The organism is Pectobacterium colocasium (assembly GCF_020181655.1).
Taxonomy (GTDB): domain Bacteria; phylum Pseudomonadota; class Gammaproteobacteria; order Enterobacterales; family Enterobacteriaceae; genus Pectobacterium; species Pectobacterium colocasium.
The window spans coordinates 4792769-4818230 of record NZ_CP084032.1; the positions used below are offsets into that span (position 1 = coordinate 4792769).

The 25462-nt window shown below is 51.2% G+C and carries 19 protein-coding genes and 1 tRNA gene; 10 read left to right on the forward strand and 10 right to left on the reverse strand.

What is annotated here, in order from left to right:
- Positions 1 to 214 precede the first annotated feature (214 nt).
- Positions 215 to 652 carry a universal stress protein UspA gene (uspA, locus tag LCF41_RS21645; RefSeq protein ID WP_180742131.1) on the reverse strand — a complete coding sequence of 146 codons (438 nt, stop codon included), beginning with the start codon at positions 650 to 652 and terminating at the stop codon, positions 215 to 217.
- Positions 653 to 1226: 574 nt separating this feature from the next.
- On the opposite strand from uspA, the gene uspB reads away from it, so the two are divergent.
- On the forward strand, positions 1227 to 1562 hold the full coding sequence (gene uspB / locus LCF41_RS21650) for a universal stress protein UspB (protein WP_225086294.1): 336 nt from the start codon (positions 1227 to 1229) through the stop codon (positions 1560 to 1562).
- Between the two features lie 166 nt (positions 1563 to 1728).
- On the opposite strand, the gene pitA is transcribed toward uspB, so the two are convergent.
- Positions 1729 to 3234: an inorganic phosphate transporter PitA gene (gene pitA / locus LCF41_RS21655; RefSeq protein WP_225086295.1), complete on the reverse strand. Its 1506-nt coding sequence runs from the start codon at positions 3232 to 3234 to the stop codon at positions 1729 to 1731.
- A 279-nt stretch (positions 3235 to 3513) separates the two neighbouring features.
- Between pitA and LCF41_RS21660 the strand changes: the two genes are divergently transcribed.
- Both LCF41_RS21660 and LCF41_RS21665 read left to right on the forward strand, forming a co-directional pair.
- A complete protein-coding gene (locus LCF41_RS21660; RefSeq protein ID WP_225086296.1) occupies positions 3514 to 4713 on the forward strand; it encodes a BaiN/RdsA family NAD(P)/FAD-dependent oxidoreductase in 1200 nt (399 codons plus the stop codon).
- Between the two features lie 92 nt (positions 4714 to 4805).
- Complete coding sequence (locus tag LCF41_RS21665; RefSeq protein WP_225086297.1) at positions 4806 to 6413, forward strand: EAL domain-containing protein; 1608 nt, start codon at positions 4806 to 4808, stop codon at positions 6411 to 6413.
- A gap of 40 nt (positions 6414 to 6453) precedes the next feature.
- On the opposite strand, the gene LCF41_RS21670 is transcribed toward LCF41_RS21665, so the two are convergent.
- The 4 genes from LCF41_RS21670 to ligB all read right to left on the reverse strand — a co-directional run bounded on the left by LCF41_RS21670 (position 6454) and on the right by ligB (position 11229).
- On the reverse strand, positions 6454 to 6978 hold the full coding sequence (locus LCF41_RS21670; RefSeq protein WP_225086298.1) for an Ail/Lom family outer membrane beta-barrel protein: 525 nt from the start codon (positions 6976 to 6978) through the stop codon (positions 6454 to 6456).
- Between the two features lie 414 nt (positions 6979 to 7392).
- Positions 7393 to 7469, reverse strand: a tRNA-Pro gene (locus LCF41_RS21675).
- A 131-nt stretch (positions 7470 to 7600) separates the two neighbouring features.
- Entirely contained in the window at positions 7601 to 9280 is a 1680-nt protein-coding gene (gene eptB / locus LCF41_RS21680) for a kdo(2)-lipid A phosphoethanolamine 7''-transferase (protein ID WP_225086299.1), read from the reverse strand.
- A 257-nt stretch (positions 9281 to 9537) separates the two neighbouring features.
- A complete protein-coding gene (ligB, locus tag LCF41_RS21685; protein ID WP_225086300.1) occupies positions 9538 to 11229 on the reverse strand; it encodes an NAD-dependent DNA ligase LigB in 1692 nt (563 codons plus the stop codon).
- 321 nt (positions 11230 to 11550) lie between these two features.
- On the opposite strand from ligB, the gene gmk reads away from it, so the two are divergent.
- From gmk to LCF41_RS21720, 7 genes are all read left to right on the forward strand, one after another.
- On the forward strand, positions 11551 to 12174 hold the full coding sequence (gmk, locus tag LCF41_RS21690) for a guanylate kinase (protein WP_039279976.1): 624 nt from the start codon (positions 11551 to 11553) through the stop codon (positions 12172 to 12174).
- Positions 12175 to 12227: 53 nt separating this feature from the next.
- Positions 12228 to 12503, forward strand: coding sequence for a DNA-directed RNA polymerase subunit omega (gene rpoZ, locus LCF41_RS21695; RefSeq protein ID WP_005968230.1), 276 nt, complete (start codon positions 12228 to 12230; stop codon positions 12501 to 12503).
- An 18-nt stretch (positions 12504 to 12521) separates the two neighbouring features.
- Complete coding sequence (gene spoT, locus LCF41_RS21700) at positions 12522 to 14621, forward strand: bifunctional GTP diphosphokinase/guanosine-3',5'-bis pyrophosphate 3'-pyrophosphohydrolase (protein WP_225086301.1); 2100 nt, start codon at positions 12522 to 12524, stop codon at positions 14619 to 14621.
- A 5-nt stretch (positions 14622 to 14626) separates the two neighbouring features.
- Positions 14627 to 15319, forward strand: coding sequence for a tRNA (guanosine(18)-2'-O)-methyltransferase TrmH (trmH, locus tag LCF41_RS21705; RefSeq protein WP_225086302.1), 693 nt, complete (start codon positions 14627 to 14629; stop codon positions 15317 to 15319).
- Positions 15319 to 17400, forward strand: a complete 2082-nt coding sequence (gene recG / locus LCF41_RS21710) for an ATP-dependent DNA helicase RecG (protein WP_225086303.1) — start codon at positions 15319 to 15321, stop codon at positions 17398 to 17400. The genes trmH and recG overlap by 1 nt, the downstream gene beginning before the upstream one ends.
- Before the next feature lie 208 nt (positions 17401 to 17608).
- Positions 17609 to 18997, forward strand: coding sequence for a nucleobase:cation symporter-2 family protein (locus LCF41_RS21715; RefSeq protein WP_225086304.1), 1389 nt, complete (start codon positions 17609 to 17611; stop codon positions 18995 to 18997).
- A 158-nt stretch (positions 18998 to 19155) separates the two neighbouring features.
- On the forward strand, positions 19156 to 20847 hold the full coding sequence (locus tag LCF41_RS21720; RefSeq protein ID WP_225086305.1) for an AsmA family protein: 1692 nt from the start codon (positions 19156 to 19158) through the stop codon (positions 20845 to 20847).
- A 289-nt stretch (positions 20848 to 21136) separates the two neighbouring features.
- Here the strand turns inward: LCF41_RS21720 and fabY are convergent, their stop codons facing one another.
- From fabY to typA, 4 genes are all read right to left on the reverse strand, one after another.
- Entirely contained in the window at positions 21137 to 22078 is a 942-nt protein-coding gene (gene fabY / locus LCF41_RS21725; RefSeq protein ID WP_225086306.1) for a fatty acid biosynthesis protein FabY, read from the reverse strand.
- 119 nt (positions 22079 to 22197) lie between these two features.
- Positions 22198 to 22635, reverse strand: a complete 438-nt coding sequence (gene dtd / locus LCF41_RS21730; protein ID WP_225086307.1) for a D-aminoacyl-tRNA deacylase — start codon at positions 22633 to 22635, stop codon at positions 22198 to 22200.
- 64 nt (positions 22636 to 22699) lie between these two features.
- A complete protein-coding gene (gene yihX / locus LCF41_RS21735) occupies positions 22700 to 23311 on the reverse strand; it encodes a glucose-1-phosphatase (RefSeq protein ID WP_225086308.1) in 612 nt (203 codons plus the stop codon).
- A gap of 160 nt (positions 23312 to 23471) precedes the next feature.
- Entirely contained in the window at positions 23472 to 25295 is a 1824-nt protein-coding gene (gene typA / locus LCF41_RS21740; RefSeq protein WP_225086309.1) for a ribosome-dependent GTPase TypA, read from the reverse strand.
- Positions 25296 to 25462 lie beyond the last annotated feature (167 nt).

Genomic DNA, 25462 nt, shown 5'->3' on the forward strand with positions numbered 1-25462 from the left:
AAAATGATGTTGTGTCCTCTGGACTATAACACTGGCGATGGATATTTAAGCAAGCGTTTTCTTTTCAGATAAACGTTAGAATCCAATGAGATAGGAAGGGTTTTTTGGCGATTTAGGAAGGAAAATTTGCCATAAGTTTTTGTTATATAACAAAAGGCACAGCCTGGAAGCCATGCCTTTCATCACTGAAAAAAAATGCAAAAAAAGCTAATTTTTATTCGTCTTCATCATCACGCAGCGGCACAATGAGCATGTCGACATGCACGGTATTAATCAGTTGGCGCGCCGAAGACATCAATTTGCTCCAGAAGTCCTGATGGTGACCGCACAGCACCAGATCGGCGTCGTATTTCTTAATCGCATCAACCAGCACTTGCCCTAAATCGCCACTGCCGCTCAGCGTCTCGCTGATGGGGTAGCCTGCGCTCTGTGACAGCTCGGTCAACGCGTTCTGGGTTTCTTCAGAGATACGCTGTTGCATGTCGCCCAGATTAACGTCGATAAGCCCCGTGTAGAGATCGGAGTAGTTCACATCGACGTGGATTAACGAGACTTTCGCATTGTACGGTCTTGCCATTGAAACGGCTTTTTCCACTAACACTTTGCTTTCTGGAGAAAGGTCAACAGCAATAAGGATGTGTTTGTAAGCCATAATAAGACTCCTTCCGTAAAGACTAATTAAGGGTTAGCAGCTATTTCTCCTGCCAATCTGATACTTAACAGCGGATTATAGAATAACACTCATCCGCGCTATCGGACTGTTCAGTCGATCACAACCCGTTTTCAAACCTGTTAATTCTATTGATAAGTGTAGTAGAAACCGCTCCTTTTCGCCGTTAAATCGCGCAGCTTCTCCTTTCGGAAAGGGCGTTATCTCGCCGAAAATCGTCCTTCATGCCGATTGCGCCTGCCTCTCTGGCACAAAAGAACATTCTTCTTCTACACTACAAGTAGGGGGCGGCGAGCCTGTCCGCTGCGCCCTGGGATGAAACACGAGAACGGGGCTAGCCGTGATGCTGTTGGCTATCCACAATGACAATAAAATCGTGCGCAAGCGCGTGGCATAACTATTCGTTCATAGAAAAACATTCGTTCGTAGAAAAACATCGCAAACAAATGTCGTAGAGCGGCGTCGCGGATAATCGTAACGCTTGTCATCTGCCACAGGTGGACAACGGGAATGTGTGGCCATCGTATCTGACGAATAGAACGACCGGGAGGGAAGCATGATTAGTACATTTGCGCTTTTCTGGGCTTTATGTATCGTCTGCATCATTAATATGGCGAGGTACTACTCTTCATTGCGCGTGTTACTGCTGGTTTTGCGTGACTGTGACCCGCTGCTTTACCAATACGTTGACGGAGGGGGATTCTTTACCTCGCACGGCCAGCCAAGCAAGCAAATCAGGCTGGTAGGCTATATCTACGCACAACGCTATCTTGATCATCACGACCCTGAGTTTATTCGCCGCTGCGAGCGGGTGCGGGGACAATTCCTGCTCACGACCGCCCTGTGTGGCCTTATCGTCATCAGCCTGATTGCCATGGCGATCTGGTATTAAACGTTGGGACTGGCACCATCACGGGTATTAACCTAATCATCGGTATTAACGCCATGAACGTTGATAAAAAGTAAAAAGGCGATTCCCCACAGAATCGCCTTTTTTATGACGCAAGCAACGTTGAAAAACGTTCCCTACGTTTTTTATGCGTGATGAATGACCGCAGTTAGATCAGCTTCAACGCCAGCCAGTACAGCGTGCCAGACATCAGCATTGAGATTGGCAGCGTCAACACCCAGGCCAGCAGGATACTTCTTATCGTTTTGCCCTGTACGCCACCACCATCAGCAATCATCGTCCCGGCAACCGCCGAGGACAATACGTGCGTGGTGGAAACCGGCATACCGGTGTAGCTGGCAACACCAATCGACAGAGCCGCCGTCACCTGCGCAGAAACGCCCTGTGCGTAGGTCATGCCTTTCTTACCAATCTTCTCACCGATGGTCACCGCTACGCGTTTCCAGCCCACCATCGTGCCCAGAGACAGCGCCAAGGCGACAGCGACGATAATCCAGAGAGGCGCATACTCAACCGTCTGCAGCATGTCTTTACGCAGGTTGCTCAGGTAGCGTTTATCATCACCCGACGTCTCTGGCAGCTTGATCACCCGATCCATCGTGTCCGAAATACACATCAGCAAACGACGCACTCTGCTGCGATCGTCAGGGTTCAACTGGTCGTAACTTTTCAGGTTATTCAGCAGGCTCTGTGTACGTTCAATCGCAATCATCACGCGCGAACTGTCGCAATGAAACTCTTTCTGACCGTTGCCGGGAATCGTGTTTTCCGGCGCAGGAATCACAGGAGGAGACAAGTCGATAACGTGCGTCAACGCGTCGCCATGCTGTTTGTAGTATTCCTGCAAATTGACAACGGCATCGCGGGTACGGCTGATGTCATAGCCAGACGCATTCATGTTAACAATGAACCCGGCTGGCGCAACGCCAATCAGCACCAGCATAATCAAGCCGATACCTTTCTGACCGTCGTTTGCCCCGTGAGAAAAACTCACGCCAATCGCCGATAAAATCAGCGCGGTGCGCGTCCAGAATGGCGGCTTACGTTTGCCATCCTGCTTTTCGCGATCGACAGGCGTCAGGTGTACACGTTTACGCTTTTTACTGTTGTTCCAGAACCGACGCAGCACCAGCAGCATCAGACCCGCAACCACCATCCCCACAATCGGCGATAGCAACAGCGACAGGAAAATGCTGATCATTTTTGGCACGTTCAACGCATCCACGACGGAGGTATTCGTCAGCAGCGCGTTAGTCAAACCAATACCGATAATGGAGCCGATCAGCGTGTGAGAACTGGAGGCCGGAATACCAAAATACCAGGTACCCAGGTTCCAGATAATGGCGGCCAGCAGCATGGAAAACACCATAGCCAGACCGTGCGCCGAACTCACGTTCAGCAATAAATCCGTGGGGAGAAGGTGAACAATTGCATAGGCTACGCTCAGGCCGCCCAGCAGTACACCGAAGAAATTAAAGATACCCGCCATAACAACGGCAAACTCTGCGCGCATGGCGCGGGTATAAATAACAGTGGCAACGGCATTCGCAGTATCGTGAAAACCGTTAATGGCTTCATACATGAGTACAAACAACAAAGCCAATATCAACATCAGGCCGGTGTAGTAATCCAGTCCGGCAAATAAATGTAGCATAAACGTTAGGCCATTTAGTGGTCATGAACGCGGCGCATTATCGGCGACAAGCAGGGGTCGGGAAAAGAAAAATATGACATTTTTTTGACTTAATCTGTAATGGGGATCGGAGGGGAAATCACTTAATCAATAAAAATCAAATAATTATATATTTTTACTAAAATACGCAAATTGTTACGCTGGTATCGAACAAAAACCAACACTACAATTTGCCGCCCTACGGCTTATCGGCCTGCGGCTATCCAAGATAGATAACATCACTCATCGGAGAAATGCATTGTGGAACAGTTTGACGCTGTCATCATCGGTGCTGGTGCAGCAGGCATGTTTTGTGCGGCACAAGCGGGACAACGCGGACTGCGTGTGCTACTGCTCGATAATGGCAAAAAGGCTGGCAGGAAAATATTGATGTCCGGCGGTGGTCGCTGCAACTTTACCAATATGTATGCAGAACCCGCGGCGTACCTGTCCCACAATCCTCACTTTTGCAAATCGGCACTGGCGCGTTATACCCAATGGGATTTCATCAGCCTGGTCAACAGCCATCGCATCGCTTACCACGAGAAAACGCTCGGTCAGCTATTCTGCGATGATTCCGCACAGCAAATCGTAGACATGCTGGTGGCCGAGTGTGAACGGGCTAACGTCACCCTCCGGCTGCGCAGTGAAGTCACCTCGGTGGAGAAATCAGACGATCTGTTCACCATCCAACTAAACAACGGCACATCATTCCAGAGCGCATCGCTGGTCGTTGCCAGCGGCGGCCTATCCATGCCCGGTCTGGGCGCGACGCCGTTCGGTTACCAGCTCGCTGCACAATTCGGCCTCAACGTGCTCCCCACTCGCGCCGCGCTAGTGCCCTTCACGCTGCACAAACCGCTGCTCGAACAACTGCAAACGCTCTCCGGCGTCTCCGTGCCTACCGTCGTCACCGCGGAAAACGGCGTGACGTTCCGTGAAAACATTCTATTTACGCACCGCGGGCTCTCTGGCCCGGCTATTTTGCAGATCTCCAGCTACTGGCAAGCGGGTGAATTCGTCACCATCAATTTGCTGCCCGATCGCGACCTCACCCAGCTCATTAATGACGAGCGCACCGCTCATCCGAACCAAAGTCTGAAAAACACGCTGGCACAGTGGCTGCCTAAACGGCTGGTTGAATGCCTGCAAGCATTAGGACAACTGCCGGACGTCACGTTGAAGCAGCTCAACAGCGCACAGCAAACGCAGATGGAACAGAGCCTGCAACAGTGGCGCGTACAGCCAAACGGCACGGAAGGCTATCGCACGGCCGAAGTGACCATCGGCGGCGTTGACACCCGTGCGCTGTCCTCCAAAACGATGGAAGCCAATGCGGTTCCGGGGCTATATTTCATCGGTGAAGTGGTCGATGTGACCGGCTGGCTCGGCGGCTATAACTTCCAATGGGCGTGGAGTTCAGCCTGGGCGTGCGCGCAGGCGCTGCCTTTCTGCAAATAAGCACTATAATAACCTCTATTCAGCGCTCTCCTTTAATTCACGGAGAAAAGGACGTCTCTACATAGGCCTCTGCTGCCAGAAAGGAGATGTGGATGAGTCCCAGACGTAGCAAACATAACATCAATCTGTTGCAGCTACTGATCGCAGGCATGCTGCCGCTGCTGCTTGGATTGCTGTTCACGTTTGTTGAATCCAGATTAATGGTAAAGCGTGACCTGGAATCAACCGCGCAAATCGCGATGAATCATGCCGAGAATATTTCGACACAGGCATGGAATATGGTGGATCGCCTCCAGCGCTTTCATGGTCAGCCCTGCGATATTATCGGCGACGAACTGCAACGTCTTGGTTCGGTCTTTTCTTACTTTCGTGCTATCGGCGTTATCCATAATACCAACGTCTATTGCTCTTCAACATTTGGCAACACGCTGACGCCAATGAGTCGCGTCATTCAACAGCCGCTACCGGTGCGCTATTCTGAACGCTGGAGCCTGTCAATTGCAGGCTCAGACAACGTGAAAGAACGCCCCGCGCTGATCTTCGTCCAAATGCCTCTGACGGGTTACGGCGCTTACGCCATGGTCGATGCGCAATATCTGATCGACCTCATGATGGCGATAAGCAAAATTCGCGGCTACCAGCTTATCCTGCAAATGGATAACGGCCACCCAATTCAAACTGGTCCAGCGATTACGCCCCGCACGGGCCTATTTTCTACCGCTGCGCTTGAAATCAAATCGAATCGCTTCCCAATTACCCTCAATGTCACCGCCCCCGCCTCGCAAGAAATAACCAACTGGAAGCAGGCATTCTTCACGTTTCTGCCACTGGCGATTATTCTCTCTTTGCTGTTCACGACGGCGATGTGGTACTGGCAAAAACGTAAGTTATTATTCCGCGATGAAATCCGTAAGGGTATTGCTAACGGCGAGTTTTCCGTCTATTACCAACCCATCTATGATGCAGAATCGCGAACCTGCACCGGCGTTGAGACGTTACTGCGCTGGCGACGCAGCAATGGAAAGTGGATCAGACCCGATATATTTATCTCTGCCGCCGAAGCAGAAAGTATGATTATTCCCATCACCCGGCATTTATTTGATCTGGTCGCATCAGACATTGCCAGTTGGCAGGTAAAACCGGGGTTTCATCTGGGGCTCAACGTTGCAGCCGAGCACTTGCATCATCCTAGTTTTGTCTCAGACGTACACCGCTTCGCCGAGAAGGTCACCTCTCATTCATTAAGCATTACGCTGGAACTGACAGAACGTAACCTCATCAGCAACGGCCCTGAAATCATACAGCGCCTGCATCAGCTGCGTGAAGATGGCTTTATGATTGCCATTGATGACTTTGGCACCGGGCACTGTTCGCTCTCTTATCTGCAAAACTTTCCGCTGGATTGTCTGAAAATAGATCAGGGATTCGTTAGCGCCATTTCATCACCGGATGAAGAAGCCCCCATTCTAGATGCCATTATTAATTTGAGTCATCGCATCAATCTTCAATCCGTAGCGGAAGGCGTAGAAACCGAGCAACAGCTGATGTATTTACAGCAGCGCGGCGTCAAATATATTCAGGGGTTCCTTTACGCTAAGCCGATGGACAATGAATCGTTTCTCGTCTGGCTTCACTACAATGGCAATAAATCGATAGAAAGTTTCATGAAAAAAAATGAAGAAGGAAAGAAGAACGACTAACCGGCGGAAATTTACCCACCGGTTTTCTATATCATAGAAATCAGAAACGATAACCGACGCCAACATTAAAAGCATCTACGCGCGTTTCATAAATCTTCGTGCCTTCGTAGCCAATATCAATCGCCCAGTTTGCTACTGGCGTAATTTGAATACCGGCACCGTAAGCAAAGCTGGATTTACTTTCACTACCCGATTCACGGACAGCATCGCCCTCTTCCCAGCTGGTTTTACCGCGCCCAATACCCGCTAAACCATAAACGCTGACATAGTCGTTAAAACGGTAGGATGGCCCAGCCATGAGTGAATAGTATTTCAGCTTATAAACATCACTACTTGAATTCTGATAATACTCTGTTTGCTCGGCACTCACATAAGTGAAAGAACCAATAATGCCAAGAGCGGAATAACCCTGATAATGGTATTTGGCTGTAATCCCTTTTGGATCTTTAAAGTCATCGACTTTCGCCTGAGCATAACCCAAAGATACCGTTTGTGTTGCCTGAGCAACAGACATTCCCATGGCACAAGCAATTAGAGTGGAAAACAGCAGTGTTGTTTTTTTCATGATCGAAACATCTTCCATATTTGAATAAAAAGACGGTTTCAACACAGCAAATATATAAATATCGCGAATGTTGGCCGCACATAAACTTACATTTAAATACGGTGAGGTAAAGTCAGTCTTTTTTTTAAACAATGGCAACGATTTTTTATTTTAATCATTAAAAAACAAAAAGATAAATAACAGAAAGGATAAGTAACACCCAATTTGTTGTTCAGTTTTTGGGAACATTCTGAACTAAAAGTAAGGGAAATATGACAATAAACGACGCCAGAAAACGCCGAAATAAAACCCTATTTTTATAAGGGGATAATTTTACAAAGGACGATTTTATAAGCGAACAGCTTTATAAATGAGTCGTACGAATAGATAGTATTTAAAAAGGAATGGAAAATGATTGACTACGGGAGAAGAAAGTGGTCGGCGAGAGAGGATTCGAACCTCCGACCCACTGGTCCCAAACCAGTTGCGCTACCAAGCTGCGCTACTCGCCGAATGCGAGCGCATCTTACTGCTACCCTATTGAAGCGTCAATACCTTTTTAGCAAAAGGATTTCGGCTGCCGTTAAAGTGTCCATCCCTTGTATTGGCAGCCTGAAACCGACGTCCTTGTCCGTGATTCATGTCACTGAGCAGGTCTCTGACACCAGTTATTTTTAGGGTTAATACCGCCGTCAGGCGATGTATATCCCAAACAGCCGAGAATCGTGTCAAACAGCTCTTCATGACGATGTGTTTTGCCAACGCGCTGCTGCGCTTTCAACTGCTCAAACGCATACAGATTATCAGTGTCAGCCAGAAATTTATCCGAAGTCCATACCATCATCGGTGAGCGGAACTGCTCAGGCGGCGCCATCTCACGCGGTGTACCGTGCAAATGGTAGTTCTCATCAATTGATTCACCGTGATCGGAAGCATAAAACACGATCGCTTTCTTATCCCGAACCTGATCAATTACGCTATCAATAAAGCTATCAGTATAGAGCACGCTATTATCGAAAGCATTAATCAACTGCTCACGCGTACAGGAGGCATCCACGCCCATACACTCTGGTTGATAGCGCGCATAGCTGCGAGGATAACGCATGGAATACAGGTAGTGAGAACCTTTGGTATGCAGCACAATCAGGTGTTTCCCCTTGGGGTAACGTTCCAGCGACTCCTTAACCTCATCAACCAGCAACATGTCCTGCACCGATTTACCATCATTGTGTTTCTCTGACGCAATCATTTCGCGGAAAGAGTAGTTGTTCGCCTCAATGCTATTGTAGAACCACACCTCACTTTGCATGGCAAACAGCTCAGAGGTAAAGCCCAGCTCTTTCAATACAGCAAAGATATTCTGTTCTTTCAGCGTTCGCTGCGGGTTACCTTCCGTTCCGCCTTCTCGCACAAACATACAGCGCATGGAAAGCTTGGTTGAGGTATCACATGACTGACCACGGAATGCGACCAGATTCTTTTCTTTCGATAGCTTTGGCGTCGTATCCCGCTCGTAGCCTAATAGCCCCATATGATCCCAGCGAGTTGTTTCACCGATAATGAAAATTACGTAGGTATCATCAATGCCTTTCGGCGGAACATAAGTGAAATGCTGAGCCGGATCGAAAAGATTGGAAGAGTCCTGACTCTCATCATACTTGGTGTAGGCAAATAACCCTAACGCAGACAACCAGTTAGAGGGCAGATACGAGTGAGCGACTACGCCGCCATAGCTCGGCAAATCCACATTAGATTCCCGCTCAGCCGCCGACTGCATGTTGTCCATATAGCGAAGCGGCATCCAAACCAACGCCACGACGGCGACAAGAACCACAAGAGGAATCAAACGCTTTCCTGGCGACTTAAGCTGTTCGATCAGCGTATGACGCAGCGAATTCTTCCAGATCAAAAATAGCGGTAGCGCACTCACCGCCAGCATCCATAAGAGAAAACGAAAACCAATAACTTCTTTAGAAAGATCAATATCTGTGGTCATGACCGCAGCAATGATGCCATAGCCGATCACCACGTTAAAAAACGTCATGTAATAGCTAGCGGCAACGGAAATCAACACCAGGAGAGAAGCAATAATTCGATAAAAACGACGCCCCCCGAGTGAAATAATTCTCATCAGGAAAAAGGTAAATAAGATACTTGCCGTCAATTCGACAAGAGCGGGAATAAACGTTGGGACCTGGTTACCAGCAGAGAGTGAGAAATAATCAAACCGGCGATAATACACTGAGATATTGAGAAAAAGACCAATGTAGATTGCCAGGACAAACGATAATTTGGGTTGCGAAAAAGATGCTACAAACTTCATTATGACAAGTGCTCCAACAAACCTTTCTTATTATCTGAAGCTATACGACAACATCCCAATGCCTGAGTTCAACAGAAATAATCAGGCTCTCGCGCATCTTATATCGCAAAACAGCAAATAGGTTTAGATTGTTTAAATTCGTAAATTTTACTTATGATTACATAAAGAAAACAGAAAAAAAACGACCCTTTTATGTGAATGAATCCACGAAAAAATAAAAAGTGCAATCTCGACCTACCCTGAAAAATCATCACCGCTTATCTATTTATGCCTTCACGATCTAATCGGGCAATGAGTTCCACCACGATCGGGTGCTTCAGGAACGCCATCATCTCTTCTGCGCGTCGTTCCCCAATACCAGAGAACTGCCGCCACTGTTGTGCAGTCCATTGCTGTAATGCTAACCAATCCACATGATCCAATGCGCCACTTGCGGAACGGGGAATAGGAAAACCCAGCGCAAGTAGCCAGCGAGATAGCGGCATACGCCGTGCCGACTGCAAGCTCTTGTAGATATCTCGTGCCCGCTTATCTCCCATGCCATTGACCGCATTAAGCTGTGCCTCCGTCAGAAACAACCATGACAGCACATCTTCCAGTAAATCATGCTGTATCAAGCGTAACCACATCCCGTCGCGCACCCCTGCTAGATTTAACCCATGTTCTCCACTCAACCAGACTAAGCGCGCCAGAAATTGCTGCTGACAAACCACGCTATACCGAAAACAGCTAAAAGCATGGAAATCATGTTCATTGGGGGAAGCGATGGCAGGCCGTTCAGTCCCCCGCCATACCACACTATCCAGACGCGGAATCCCCTGCCCTGCCAGGCTGACGCTCACTCGATCGCCAGGCAATACGTCCCATTGTTTCCAACGAGACAGTGAACCGACATTCACCCGACTGACCGATTTGTCATCCAGTTGCAGAGGATTAAGTTTTAATACCACGGCGATCTTTCCCGTCCGCCCGACAGAAAAAGCCACATCAATGACTTCCGCCACCTGATGAACAGGCGGATATTTCCATGCGATCGCCCAGTCGGCCGATGCATTACGCCAATAGCGCCCCTGCGGCTCTTTAGTCTGGCGGATAACGACCCCATCCGTCACGAAGGGCAATGGGTTGTGGTACCAGTCATGACGCCATTTTTCCGCGTCGGCGAATGACCCAATCGCATGGGTATAGTCCGCCGTCATGGCAAAACCCATTTCCTTCAACTTCTCCAGACGTTCGAGCATCGTTTTTGGGCCATCCGGCCACTCCCAGACAAACAGCCCCATCTGTGACAGCACAGGAGAGGGTTGATGACGACGCATTTCCCCCGCCACCACCGAGCGCGCATTCACACCGCCCTGAATATGCTGCTGATGATCGGTCATCTTCAGGAAAAGCTCGCCTTGTAATACCAGTGAGGAAGGTACATCGGCCAATAAATGCGGGATTCCCGGAATCAGGCGAACCTTTTCCGTCCAGTCTTCACCTTGCAGGCCGTTACCCCGGCTAACCGCAGATACAAGCTTGCCGTGCTGATAGACCAGCGTAACCGCCACACCATCGACTTTTGGCTGAACCCATACATCCTCGCGCTGGGCGATCCATTGCACCAGCTGCCCGCGGTCAGACAATTTTTTCAATCCTGTATGGGCAACAGGATGAAGCTGCTTGCCATGATCGGGTAACCGAACAGGAACACTCTTTTGGGGCTGGAAACAGCTTAGCCACTGGTTTAGCTGTTCCCGCAGTTGATCGTAAACATCATCTTCTATTGGGCTTTTCCCCTCGGTGTAATACACATCATCCCACTGCTCTAACTGATGGCGTAGCGCATCAATTTCTTTGCTGGCGCGCGTGTTATCCCAATCGGGGCAAACCTGAGCCGCTGCGGCAAAACCGCTGCTCCCACCAACAACAATGATGATCAAAAATGCGCCTATCCTGAGCCACATAATCCCTCCAGCCATCCATTAGCGAATGGCCGCAGTACATAGCAATGGAGAGAAAAATACGAGGCACAAAAAAGAGAAATGCTAAATGCGCCGCAAGATGATTTATCGTTTGCATCGCCTGTAAAAAAGACAGGAACACGCGTCGCAATCTCAAAAAAACACGTTGGAAAACGATTTGCCCGATGGCATAACGAAAAAACAGTCAGCAGAGAATTTATCGCAGCGCGACTGATGACATATTGGCGTGTATAATGCGGGGATATACGCATTCTCCTGCTGCGTATCGACATTCACCATCGTAACCATGAATAAAACTTCATTATGGCTCAAGGCACGTTATATATCGTTTCTGCTCCCAGTGGAGCCGGGAAATCCAGCCTGATTCAGGCGTTATTAAAAACTCAGCCGCTTTACGACACTCAGGTATCGATTTCGCATACCACTCGAGCTAAACGACCGGGAGAAAATCACGGCGAACATTATTTCTTCGTCGAAGTCGATGAATTTAAGCGTATGATTCAGGATAACGAGTTTCTGGAACACGCTGAAGTCTTCGGTAATTACTACGGAACATCCCGACCGGCCATTGAGCAGGTATTAGCGACGGGCGTTGATGTTTTTCTGGATATCGACTGGCAAGGTGCCAAGCAAATCCGCGCCCAGATGCCGCACGCGCGCAGTATTTTCATTCTGCCGCCGTCAAAAGAAGAGCTAGCTCGTCGCCTACGCGGTCGTGGGCAAGACAGCGATGAAGTCATTGCCCGCCGTATGTCTCAGGCAGTGGCTGAAATGACGCACTACGGCGAGTATGATTATCTGATTGTGAATGATGATTTCGATCTGGCGTTACTCGATCTGAAAACCATTATTCGCGCCGAACGTCTGCGTTTGAGCAGACAACAGGTTCGGCATGATGCATTAATCACCAAACTATTGGCAGACTGACGCCTCTTTCAGTATGATGCGCAGTCATTTTATTTCCTGTGGAGTAGCACATTATGGCACGCGTAACTGTTCAAGACGCTGTAGAGAAAATTGGTAACCGTTTTGACCTGGTGTTGGTCGCTGCTCGTCGCGCCCGTCAAATCCAGACTGGCGGCAAAGATCCGCTGGTTCCTGAGGAAAACGATAAGTACACCGTGATCGCACTGCGTGAGATCGAAGAAGGTCTGATCAACAACCAGATTCTGGATGTTCGTGACCGTCAGGAACAGCAAGAGCAGGAAGCCGCAGAGATTCAGGCGGTTACCGCGATTGCTGAAGGCCGTCGTTAATCACACCACGAGTCGCCCTTGTACATTTTTGAAAGCCTTAATCTGCTGATTCAACGTTATCTGCCAGAAGATCAGATCAAACGTTTACAGCAGGCTTACTTAGTTGCACGTGATGCTCACGAGGGGCAGACTCGCTCCAGCGGTGAACCCTATATCACACACCCTGTTGCCGTCGCCTGTATTCTGGCGGAGATGCGTCTCGATTACGAAACGCTGATGGCGGCACTGCTGCATGATGTCATAGAGGACACCCCCGCCACCTATCAGGACATGGAACAGCTTTTCGGTAAAAGCGTTGCTGAACTGGTAGAAGGCGTTTCCAAGCTGGACAAGCTGAAGTTCCGCGATAAGAAAGAAGCGCAGGCTGAAAACTTTCGCAAAATGATCATGGCGATGGTGCAGGATATTCGCGTCATCCTGATCAAGCTCGCAGACCGTACCCATAACATGCGCACACTGGGCTCATTGCGCCCTGACAAGCGCCGCCGCATTGCTCGCGAAACGCTGGAAATATACAGCCCGCTGGCACATCGGCTGGGTATCCATCACCTCAAAACCGAGCTGGAAGAACTGGGTTTTGAGGCGCTGTATCCGAACCGTTATCGCGTCATTAAAGAGGTCGTCAAGGCTGCACGCGGTAACCGCAAGGAAATGATTCAGAAAATCCTGTCGGAAATCGAAGGACGTCTGACGGAAGCGGGCATTGCCTGCCGCGTTAGCGGTCGCGAGAAGCACCTGTACTCCATCTACTGCAAAATGCACCTGAAAGAGCAGCGTTTTCATTCCATTATGGATATTTACGCGTTTCGGGTGATCGTGAAAGAAGTCGATACCTGCTACCGCGTGCTCGGCCAGGTTCACAGCCTGTATAAGCCGCGCCCAGGTCGGGTAAAAGACTATATCGCCATTCCTAAAGCCAACGGCTATCAGTCGCTGCACACGTCTTTGATTGGCCCGCACGGCGTGCCGGTCGAAGTACAAATTCGCACCGACGACATGGATCAAATGGCGGAAATGGGTGTTGCCGCGCACTGGGCCTATAAAGAAGGCGAGAGTAGCACTACGGCACAGGTACGCGCCCAACGCTGGATGCAAAGCCTGCTGGAACTCCAGCAAAGTGCCGGTAGCTCATTTGAATTTATCGAAAGCGTGAAGTCAGACCTCTTCCCTGACGAGATGTACGTCTTCACGCCGGAAGGCCGCATTGTGGAACTTCCCGCAGGCGCGACGCCCGTCGATTTCGCCTATGCGGTACATACCGATATCGGCCATGCCTGTGTCGGCGCGCGCGTCGACCGTCAGCCTTACCCACTGTCACAGTCGCTCACCAGCGGCCAAACCGTTGAAATCATTACCGCGCCAGGTGCCAGGCCGAATGCCGCATGGCTTAACTTTGTCGTGAGTTCCAGAGCGCGCTCCAAAATCCGCCAGATGCTGAAAAACCTCAAGCGTGATGATTCCGTAAGCCTCGGTCGCCGTTTGCTGAACCACGCGCTGGGCAACGGCCGTAAACTGTCTGACATCCCTGAGAAATCTATTCAGCTTGAGCTTGAGCGCATGAAGCTCGCGACGCTGGACGATTTGATGGCAGAAATTGGTATGGGTAATGCCATGAGCGTCGTCGTGGCGAAAAATCTGCTGAACGAACAATCGGAACTGGGAACAACCGGGCTGCGCAAGTTGCCGATCAAAGGCGCGGATGGCGTCATGATCTCCTTTGCCAAATGCTGCCGCCCTATCCCTGGCGACCCGATCATCGCCCACGTCAGCCCCGGTAAAGGGTTGGTTATTCACCATGAATCCTGTCGTAACATTCGCGGCTATCAAAAAGAACCTGAAAAATTCATGGCGGTAGAGTGGGATAAGGTGACGGAGCAAGAGTTCATCGCCGAAATCAAAGTTGATATGTTCAACCATCAGGGCGCACTGGCGAACCTGACGGCAGCGATCAACGCCGCGAACTCCAATATTCAGAGCATCAATACGGAAGAGAGAGACGGTCGCGTATACAGCGCCTTTATCCGTCTCACCACCCTCGATCGCGTTCATCTGGCCAATATTATGCGTAAAATTCGCGTAATGCCGGATGTCATCAAAGTTAACCGTAACCGAAATTAATCGTCATGACCCCTCAACGTTATGCACGTATAAAAGAAATGCTCAACTGTCGTCAGCCCGATCTGACGATTTGCATGGAGCAAGTGCATAAACCCCATAATATTTCTGCCGTTATCCGTACCGCGGATGCCGTCGGCGTGCATCAGGTTCATGCGATTTGGCCCACCAGCCGGATGAAAACGCTGGTTTCCTCCGCGGCAGGCAGTAATAGCTGGGTGCAGGTGAAAACCCACCGCAATATCGGTGATGCGGTTGGTCACCTGAAAGCCGAGGGCATGCAGGTTCTGGCGACCAATTTGTCTGAGCACGCGGTCGATTTTCGGGAAATTGATTACACTCGCCCAACCTGCATTCTGCTCGGACAAGAAAAAACCGGTATTACTGCCGAAGCACTCAAACTGGCCGATCGGGATATCATCATTCCGATGACTGGCATGGTGCAATCGCTGAATGTTTCCGTAGCCTCAGCGTTGATCCTGTACGAAGCGCAGCGCCAGCGCCAGATCGCTGGCATGTATCAGCGCGAAGACAGTCCTCTGGATGAAGAAGAGCAGCAGCGGCTGCTTTTTGAAGGGGGCTATCCGGTACTGGCACGCGTCGCAAAACGTAAAGGGCTGCCTCGCCCTCATATCGACCATCAGGGTCAAATTGTCGCGGATACCCCGTGGTGGGCCGCGATGCAATCGTCGGAGTGCTGATGAAAGGCCGCCTGCTTAACACCCAACCGCTGAGTACACTTGCCGGCGTGGGGGCAAGCCAGGCAGCGAAACTCGCGCGACTCGGGCTGGAAACCGTGCAGGATCTCCTGTTGCACCTGCCTTTACGCTACGAAGACCGCACACACCTTTACCCCATTGGCGACCTCCTTCCCGGTATGTATGCCACCGTGGAAGGTGAAATTCTACGTAACGACATCACCTTTGGCAGCCGTCGTATGTTGACCTGCCAAATCAGCGATGGCAGCGGCATGCTGACCATGCGCTTCTTCAATTTCAACGCCGCAATGAAGAACAGTCTCGCTCCGGGACAGCGTGTTACCGCTTATGGTGAAATCAAACGCGGTAAAATCGGTGCGGAGATCATCCATCCTGAATATCGTGTTCAGGGGGATAATACGCAGGTTGAGCTACAGGAATCACTCACGCCAGTTTATCCCTCCACGGAAGGTATTCGTCAGGCAACACTACGCAAGCTCACCGATCAGGCGCTGGCATTGCTTGATGCCAACCCCATTGATGAGTTGCTACCTGAATCCCTGAGCCGCTCGCTCATTAGTCTGCCGGATGCACTGCGCACGTTACATCGCCCCCCGCCGGATATGCAGCTCAGTGAACTGGAACACGGCAAGCACCCCGCGCAGCAGCGGCTGATTATGGAAGAGCTACTGGCGCACAACCTGAGTATGCTCGCCGTGCGGGCCGGGGAACAGCGGCATAAAGCCTCGTCGCTACAGGAGAACGACGGCCTGAAGCAGCAGTTGCTCGCCGCCCTACCTTTCACCCCCACGCAGGCGCAAAAACGTGTCGTCGCTGAAATTGAAACGGATATGGCGAAAGACTTCCCAATGATGCGTTTGGTACAGGGTGATGTAGGCTCAGGGAAAACACTGGTCGCCGCGTTGGCAGCATTACGTGCCATTGCCAACGGCAAACAGGTCGCCTTAATGGCACCCACAGAGCTATTGGCCGAACAACACGCCCATAATTTCCGTCAGTGGTTTGAACCGCTGGGGCTTGAAGTCGGCTGGCTGGCTGGCAAACAAAAAGGAAAAGCGCGTCAGGCGCAGCAGGATGCCATCGCCAGCGGTCAGGTTTCCATGGTGGTCGGGACGCACGCCATTTTCCAGCAGCAGGTGAAATTCAACGGGCTGGCATTAGTCATTATTGATGAACAGCACCGCTTTGGCGTGCATCAACGCCTTGCGCTGTGGGAAAAAGGCGAAGAACAGGGCTTTCATCCCCATCAATTGATTATGACCGCCACACCGATTCCCCGCACGCTGGCTATGACGGCCTATGCCGATCTGGATACGTCCGTCATTGATGAACTGCCGCCGGGCAGAACCCCCGTCACCACGGTCGCCATACCAGATTCACGCCGCAGCGACATCATCGAACGTGTGAATAGCGCCTGCCAGCAGGAAGGACGGCAGGCCTATTGGGTGTGCACGTTGATTGAAGAATCCGACCTTCTGGAAGCGCAGGCAGCAGAAGCCACCAGTGAAGAGCTAAAAGCTGCTCTGCCGAATCTCAAGGTCGGATTGGTTCACGGCCGCATGAAAGCGCAGGAAAAGCAGGCAGTGATGCAGGCTTTCAAACAGGGCGAGCTGCAACTGCTGGTGGCCACCACCGTCATTGAGGTCGGAGTGGATGTACCGAATGCCAGCCTGATGATCATCGAGAACCCAGAGCGTCTGGGTCTGGCACAGCTGCACCAATTACGCGGTCGCGTCGGACGCGGCGCAGTGGCGTCTCACTGCGTACTACTCTACAAAACACCAATGAGCAAAACCGCCCAGAAACGGCTTCAGGTTCTACGCGATAGTAACGATGGTTTTGTTATCGCTCAGCGCGATCTGGAAATTCGCGGACCAGGCGAATTATTAGGGACGCGACAAACCGGCAATGCCGAGTTCAAAGTAGCCGACCTCCTGCGCGATCAGGACCTGATCCCACAGGTGCAGCGCGTTGCACGCCACCTGCATGAGCACTATCCCGAGCATGCCATTGCGCTCATTGAACGCTGGCTGCCAGAGCGCGCACGCTACACTAACGCCTAATCACAGCCACAGATTCTTCCTTTTTCTAAAAACCTCGCCGCCAACCCGCATGCAGCGGAAAGTATGACATTGCATATCCCCTTAAATAATAAGGTCTTGCCCATTCAGACAAAATTCATATCGAAGAGATGAGTTAGCAAACGTTTGCTTTCGACAAAGAGATCATTAAAATGCGCTCTTTGTCGTTTCAGGAACGCCAACTTACATCATGACTACCACCACGGAAACGTCCCAAACAGAAACCGCTGCCACACCTCAGCGCAGTGAACTCATCTATCGTCTTGAAGACAGGCCGCCGCTGCCGCAAACGCTGTTCGCCGCCAGCCAGCACCTGTTGGCCATGTTTGTTGCGGTGATTACCCCCGCACTACTGATCTGTCAGGCATTAGGTTTACCCGCTCAGGATACGCAGCGCATTATCAGCATGTCGCTTTTCGCTTCCGGTCTGGCCTCTATTCTGCAAATTAAAACCTGGGGTCCCGTCGGTTCTGGTCTGCTGTCTATTCAAGGCACCAGCTTTAACTTCGTGACACCACTGATTATGGGCGGACTGGCGCTGAAAAATGGTGGCGCGGACGTTCCCACGATGATGGCGGCGCTGTTCGGTACGCTGATGGTCGCGTCCTTCACCGAAATCATTCTTTCACGCTTTCTGCATTTAACCCGCCGTATCATCACCCCGCTGGTTTCCGGCATTGTGGTGATGATCATTGGTCTGTCGCTGATTCAGGTCGGCCTGACTTCTATCGGCGGCGGCTATGCCGCAATGGGGAATAACACCTTCGGCGCACCCAAGAATTTACTGCTGGCTGGAGTGGTGTTACTGGTTATCATTCTGCTGAACCGCCAACGTAACCCCTACCTGCGTGTTGCTTCGCTGGTGATTGCCATGGCGGTGGGCTATCTGGGTGCCTGGATGATGGGAATGCTGCCGGAAAATACGTCTTCGCAACACGATACGGCCATCATGGTGCCAACACCGCTGTATTACGGTTTAGGCTTTGACTGGAACCTGTTGATCCCACTGATGCTGGTCTTCATGGTGACATCGTTAGAAACCATCGGCGACATCACCGCGACCTCCGACGTGTCTGAGCAGCCGGTCAAAGGCCCGCTGTACATGAAACGCTTAAAAGGCGGCGTGCTGGCAAACGGTCTGAACTCTTGCCTTTCCGCCGTATTCAATACCTTCCCTAATTCTTGCTTCGGCCAGAATAACGGCGTCATCCAGCTTACTGGTGTTGCCAGCCGCTATGTGGGTTTCGTGGTGTCGCTGATGCTGATCGCACTGGGGCTGTTCCCTGCCGTTAGCGGATTTGTGCAGCATATTCCAGAGCCGGTTCTGGGCGGCGCCACTATCGTGATGTTTGGTACGATCGCCGCTTCCGGTGTGCGCATTGTGTCCCGCGAGCCGCTAAACCGTCGCGCTATCATGATTATTGCGCTGTCGCTGGCCGTTGGCCTTGGCGTATCACAACAGCCACTGATTCTGCAATTCGCGCCGGATTGGATTAAAACATTACTGTCTTCCGGTATTGCCGCTGGTGGGATTACCGCAATCGTGCTGAATTTGGTCTTCCCACACGAAGAAAAATAGCGCCAGCCCGCAATAATTTCTGTTCAGTTTCATGTAAAAGCGAGCGGTGATGCAACACCGCTCGCTTTTTACTGTCTGTAACAGCATTACCTATTGAGCCTTCAGGGAAATTGCGGCATAAGAACAGTTCTCCCTGACGATTGGCATGGACTGACACGATGAAATTTATCGGGAAATTATTGCTGACCCTACTGCTGCTGGCCTTTTTAGCGCTGGTAGTCGTATACGTATTACTGCAAACCAGTTGGGTAGCAGGCTGGGTGAGTAATTGGGTAAACCAGAACACCGACTACCAGTTGTCACTGGGCAAGATCAATCATGACTGGTCAACAGCCGATCATATCCAATTCACCGACGTCAGTTTCGGTCAGAAAAACCAGCCGCCGACACTCGCTGCAAAGCGGGTTTCAGCCGGGTTTAGCGTGCGCCAGATTACCGATCCGCGCCATTTCGCCAGTTTGGAGCTGGAAGGGGGCACGCTAAATCTTTCCTCTCAGGCCGCCACACTCCCTATCGAAGCCGATGTGCTACAGCTGCGCACGATGGCACTGCAGGCGAAAGACGGCGATTGGCGGCTGAATGGTCAACAGATTAACGGTGGAATGGCACCCTGGCAGCCCGAAGCGGGTTATCTGCTAGGCAAACAGGGGCAATTCCAGCTCAGCGCCCGTTCACTCGAACTCAACGATATTCCTGCCAGTCAGGTCTTGGTTCAGGGCGAAATCAACCATAACCAGCTGATTCTGAGCAATTTCGGTGCCGATGTTGCTCAAGGGCAGCTAACAGGCAACGCCAGTCGCGCAGAAGATGGCAGTTGGCAGATCGGTAACCTCCGGCTCAGCAATGTCCGTTTGCAAACGCAGAGAACGCCGGAAGCCTTCTGGCAACCCGTGACCGAATTACCTTCCGTTACGGTTGCTCGCTTTGATCTGATTGATGCCCGTATCGAAGGGCCGGGGTGGGCGTTTATCGACCTCGATGTTGCCCTGCAAAATGTCACGTTTAAGCAGAATGATTGGCAGAGCGAAGGCGGAACGCTGTCGTTCAATGCAACCGACATTGTGAACGGCAACATGCACCTCATCGACCCTATCGTGAATCTGGATTTGTCACCGGCAGGCGTTAACATCAAGCAGTTTTCTACGCGCTGGGAAGGCGGTTTACTGCGAACCAACGGCAACTGGCAACGTAGCAACCAACGTTTACAACTGAATGAGTTTGTTGTCGCAGGGATGGAGTACACACTCCCCGGCGATTGGCGTCAGCGGTGGCAAGCGACGCTGCCATCCTGGCTGGCAGAAGTGAATGTGCAGAAATTCACGGCTAATCGCAACCTGCTGATCGATATCAACCCTGATTTCCCCTTCCAATTGACCGCGCTGGATGGGTACGGCAGTAATCTGTTGCTGGCTCGCAACCACCAGTGGGGTGTATGGGCAGGATCGCTGAATCTTAATGCCAGCGACGCGACGTTCAATAAAGTCGATGTGCGTCGCCCTTCACTGGCACTAGTGGCCGACGATAACCAGATCGCCATTAACGAACTTAGCGCCTTTACGCAAAATGGCATGCTGGACGCTAAAGCGGCCATCAGCCAGCAACCGGCACGTAATTTCTCCCTGTCTCTGACAGGGCGCGCCGTACCGCTGGATGTTCTGACGCGTTGGGGATGGCCAGAACCCGCAACCGCACCGACCGGTAATACGAATCTGCAACTGCAATTGAATGGGCGGCTCGCCGCCGATACGCCGTTGAAGCCGACGCTAAACGGTACGTTGCAGGGTGTGGATAGCAACGACCACCCAATCAGGCAGCAAATGCATCAGGGAACCGTGACAGAAACGCAATAACTATCGGGTATTCAAAACACGGGGCCAGATCGTTGGCAAATCTATTTTCCAAATGGAAACGGGAGTAACGGAATAGAAGAGTAAAGCGTTTGCGCCAGGGATGGCGCAAGCCGAGCTTACATGGACGTACTTGCAGCGTCTTTACGATCTATCCGTTACTCCCGCTCTACGGACTTTATCAGCAACATCACACAGTCAGAATCACGTGTATTATTATGGCGAGATGCTGCTGGCTAACATGCAGCGTGATGTTCCGATAGGAAGGCCATCATAATATGGTCACTGCGAGTTAATCCGCTTCCGACCCGCCTGCTTCCAGTGGCGCATCCGGTTGAGCAGGCAGCACGATATACACCCCTTCAAATAACGCCCCTTTACTGTCATCACCGAAGAGCTCGACATTTAGCTGCACGCGTGCCTTGCGCCCCCGCGCCAGACGATCCAGATCGCCACTCAGTGACCCTAAGTCAGCAACAGCGCTCGGCCGACCGCTCACCGGTGTGCTGTAACGAATGTGCGCGTCCGCCAGAATAATCGTTCCGCCGAGGTGCCGCTCACGCAGAAGTAGCCAGATCAATCCCCAACCGGTGAGCGTCGCGAGAGAAAACATGCTGCCGGCAAAAAGCGTGTGATGCGGGTTCTGATTGCCCGTTTCAGGCATGGTGGTGATAAATTTTTTCCCGGTGTACTGGCTTATACGCACCCCCATCTTTTCACTCAGAGGGATGTGCTCGTACCAGGCCTGTTGTAGCTGTCCGCACCAGTCAGGGCGGTGCAAAATATCATCCAGCGTCGCCACCGGTTTGATCATCAGAAAGTGCCGCACAGGCGTTGTTTGTGGCGCAGTGATCTCCCCCTGATTAACAAAACCCAGCTTGGAGAAGAAATCCATTGCGTCTTCACGGGCGCTACAGACCACACGCTTGACGCCTTCCTGACGCGCGACAGACTCCAGAGTAATCGCAAGCAACGTCCCTAACCCTTTCCCTCGCACGTCGGGATGAACCGCTAAAAAGCGGATTGCCGCTTCGTTATCCGCATTGATGGAAAGACGGCCAATTGCGACCAGCCTTCCCTGCTCATCCACCACGGTTTGGTGATGTGCCAAGGCATCATAGGCATCGCGCTCGGAGCCTAGCGGCTGGCGCAGAGGTTTACGCAGCATTTCCCAGCGGAATTGATAGTACGCATCCAGTTCTTCTGCGCTTTCAGGTACTCTCAGATGATACATAACCCTTCCTCTATACCGAGATGCCCCATTGCATCGGGGTTCATAAAATCAGACCGCTGACAAACTGATACATCACGCGATAACCATGGTGGAGCCTGCAACGCTATGTTTGTAGAATGCTATGTTTGTAGCCAGAACGTCACCGGGCCGTCATTCACCAATGCCACTTTCATATCCGCCGCAAACTGCCCTGTTTCCGTGTGAACGCCTTGCTCACGGCACTGTCCGACAAAATACTGATAGAGACGGTCGGCCTCCGAGGGGTACGCGCCGCGAGAAAACCCAGGCCGCATGCCACGCTGCGTATCAGCAACCAGCGTAAACTGCGAAACCACCAGCACGTTGCCGCCAGCCTGACGAACATTGAGATTCATTTTCCCGTTATCGTCACCGAATATGCGGTAACCCAACACACGCTCGCAGAGCCGCGTGGCTTTTTGTTCGTCATCGCCCTGCTCAACGCCCAGTAAGATCAGCAAACCTTTATCGATTTCCCCAACCACACTGCCTTCTACCGTAACGCTGGCGCTGGATACTCGCTGAATTAGCGCAATCATAAAACCCAACTACTCCTGATGTCATCATTCCCAATAGAGGCCGTGTCCGCCCCTGCGATATAAATCATGCTTTAGCTGTCGTTGCCTGCATAGCAAAAAAATCCGGCACCACCTGACGATCGGTCACCAGAATGCTGTGAATGCCCAAACTCTGGGCAGCATCAACGTTTGCGGCATTATCGTCAAAAAAGACGGCCTGCGCTGGCGTCACGCCTTCCTGCGTCAGAACATACTGATAAATCGCCAATTCTGGCTTACGTAATCCAATGTCTTGTGACAGATAGATTCTGTCGGCCGCCGCCCCCACTTCCGGGAACAATGCCGGCCAGTGTGAACAATGGAGGCGATTGGTATTCGACAGAATCACCACGCGGTGACCTTCCTGACGCAGGCGCTGCATGATGTCGATAACCTCAGAACGCAATGCGACAAAGATAGCCTGCCAGCCAGCGGTGAATTGCTCGAAGCTCAGGGCGATGCCCATTTCCTGACACAGTCTGGTCGCAAATTCTTCATCGCTAATCTCGCCCCGCTCATGCTGTTCAAATGCTTCCCCCATCACAAAACGTTCTTGCAACGTCGCGAGCGGCGCACTGCTCAGATTACTCCAGACGCCTAATACTCTTTTGAAATCAATATCAATGACGACATTACCTAAATCAAAAATATACAGCATGGCAGCCTCCTCCTGACGTAATCGTAGGATTTTCACTGTAGCGGGAAATGGCGAAACTGAACAGGGAGGAAATATAAGGAAAGGTTAAAGTGGAAGAAAACGCATAAAATTCAGGGCACCCGAAGGTGCCCTGTTGCGTAACAGACAAACCCGTCTGAAATTAGACGTCTTTGCTGCCGCGGCTAGCGCGTTTACGGTCGTTTTCGGTCAGATGACGCTTACGAATACGGATAGACTGTGGCGTTACTTCAACCAGTTCGTCGTCATCAATAAACTCCAGCGCTTGTTCCAGAGACATTTTGATCGCCGGAACCAGCGTGGTTGCTTCGTCAGTACCTGATGCACGCATGTTGGTCAGTTTCTTACCGGTCAGACAGTTTACTGTCAGATCGTTAGAACGTGAGTGAATACCGATGATCTGGCCTTCATACACTTCTGCACCGTGTCCGAGGAACAGCTTACCGCGATCTTGCAGGCTGAACAGCGCAAACGCGACGGCTTTACCTTGACCGTTAGAGATCAGCACGCCGTTCTGACGTTGGCCGATATCGCCTGGACGCACGTCATCGTAGTGGCTGAACGTGGAGTACAGCAGACCCGTACCAGACGTCATGGTCATGAATTCGGTACGGAAACCGATCAGGCCACGAGCAGGGATCAGGTAATCCAGACGGATACGACCCTTGCCATCTGGAATCATGTCTTTCACATCACCTTTACGCTCACCCATGGCTTGCATGACTGAACCCTGGTGCTGTTCTTCGATATCCAGCGTCACGTTTTCAAACGGTTCCTGATTACGGCCGTCGATAACGCGGTTAATAACTTTTGGACGTGATACGGCCAGTTCAAAGCCTTCACGACGCATGTTTTCGATCAGAACCGACAGGTGCAATTCACCACGGCCAGAAACGCGGAACGCATCAGCGTCTTCGGTTTCGTCAACGCGCAGGGCAACGTTGTGTACCAGTTCTTTGTTCAAACGCTCCAGAATCTGGCGCGACGTAACATACTTACCTTCTTTACCACAGAACGGTGAAGTATTGACGTTGAAGAACATGGTAACGGTAGGTTCATCGACGCTCAGTGCTGGCAGCGCTTCGACATTCTGCGGATCGCAGATGGTGTCGGAAATATTCAGCTCGCCCAGACCGGTGATCGCGATGATATCGCCAGCTTCCGCTTCGGTTGCGTCGATACGCTCCAGACCCAGGTGAGTCAGAACTTTACCGACTTTACCGTTACGGGTTTTGCCTTCGCTATCAACAATAATCACTTGTTGGTTAGGCTTAACTTTACCGCGCTTGATACGGCCGATGCCGATAACGCCAACATAGTTGTTGTAGTCCAGCTGAGAAATTTGCATCTGGAACGGTGCATTCATCTCAACCTGAGGCGGAGACACGTGATCGACAATCGCCTGATACAGCGGGGTCATGTCTTCCGCCATGTCGGTATGATCGAGACCCGCGATACCATTCAGCGCAGAAGCATAAATGATCGGGAAATCCAGCTGCTCGTCAGTTGCATCCAGGTTCACGAACAGGTCGAATACCTGATCGACAACCCAGTCAGGACGCGCGCCAGGACGGTCAACTTTGTTGATAACCACAATCGGTTTCAGACCGTTGGCAAATGCTTTTTTGGTCACGAAACGCGTTTGCGGCATCGGGCCATCCATCGCATCAACAACCAGCAGTACCGAGTCAACCATCGACATTACACGCTCAACCTCGCCGCCGAAGTCGGCGTGTCCCGGGGTATCTACGATGTTAATGCGGTAGTCTTTCCAATTAATGGCGGTATTTTTTGCGAGGATGGTAATTCCACGCTCTTTCTCCAAATCGTTGGAGTCCATTACACGCTCGGTTGCTTCGACACGTTCACCGAACGTTCCGGATTGTTGCAACAGCTTGTCAACCAGGGTGGTTTTCCCATGGTCAACGTGCGCAATAATGGCGATGTTACGCAAATTTTCGATCACAGCTTTGCCTCAGGCATTTAGAAATAGCGCGCTATTGTACACGTATTAATCGAGGGACTAAACAAGATCACAAGCATCTATGATAAACAACCTAGAGCTGCTTGCTTTGTGATCCCTTTCACGGTGCAAAAGCGCTACAAGCGAACACAAATGCACTAAATAAGTGC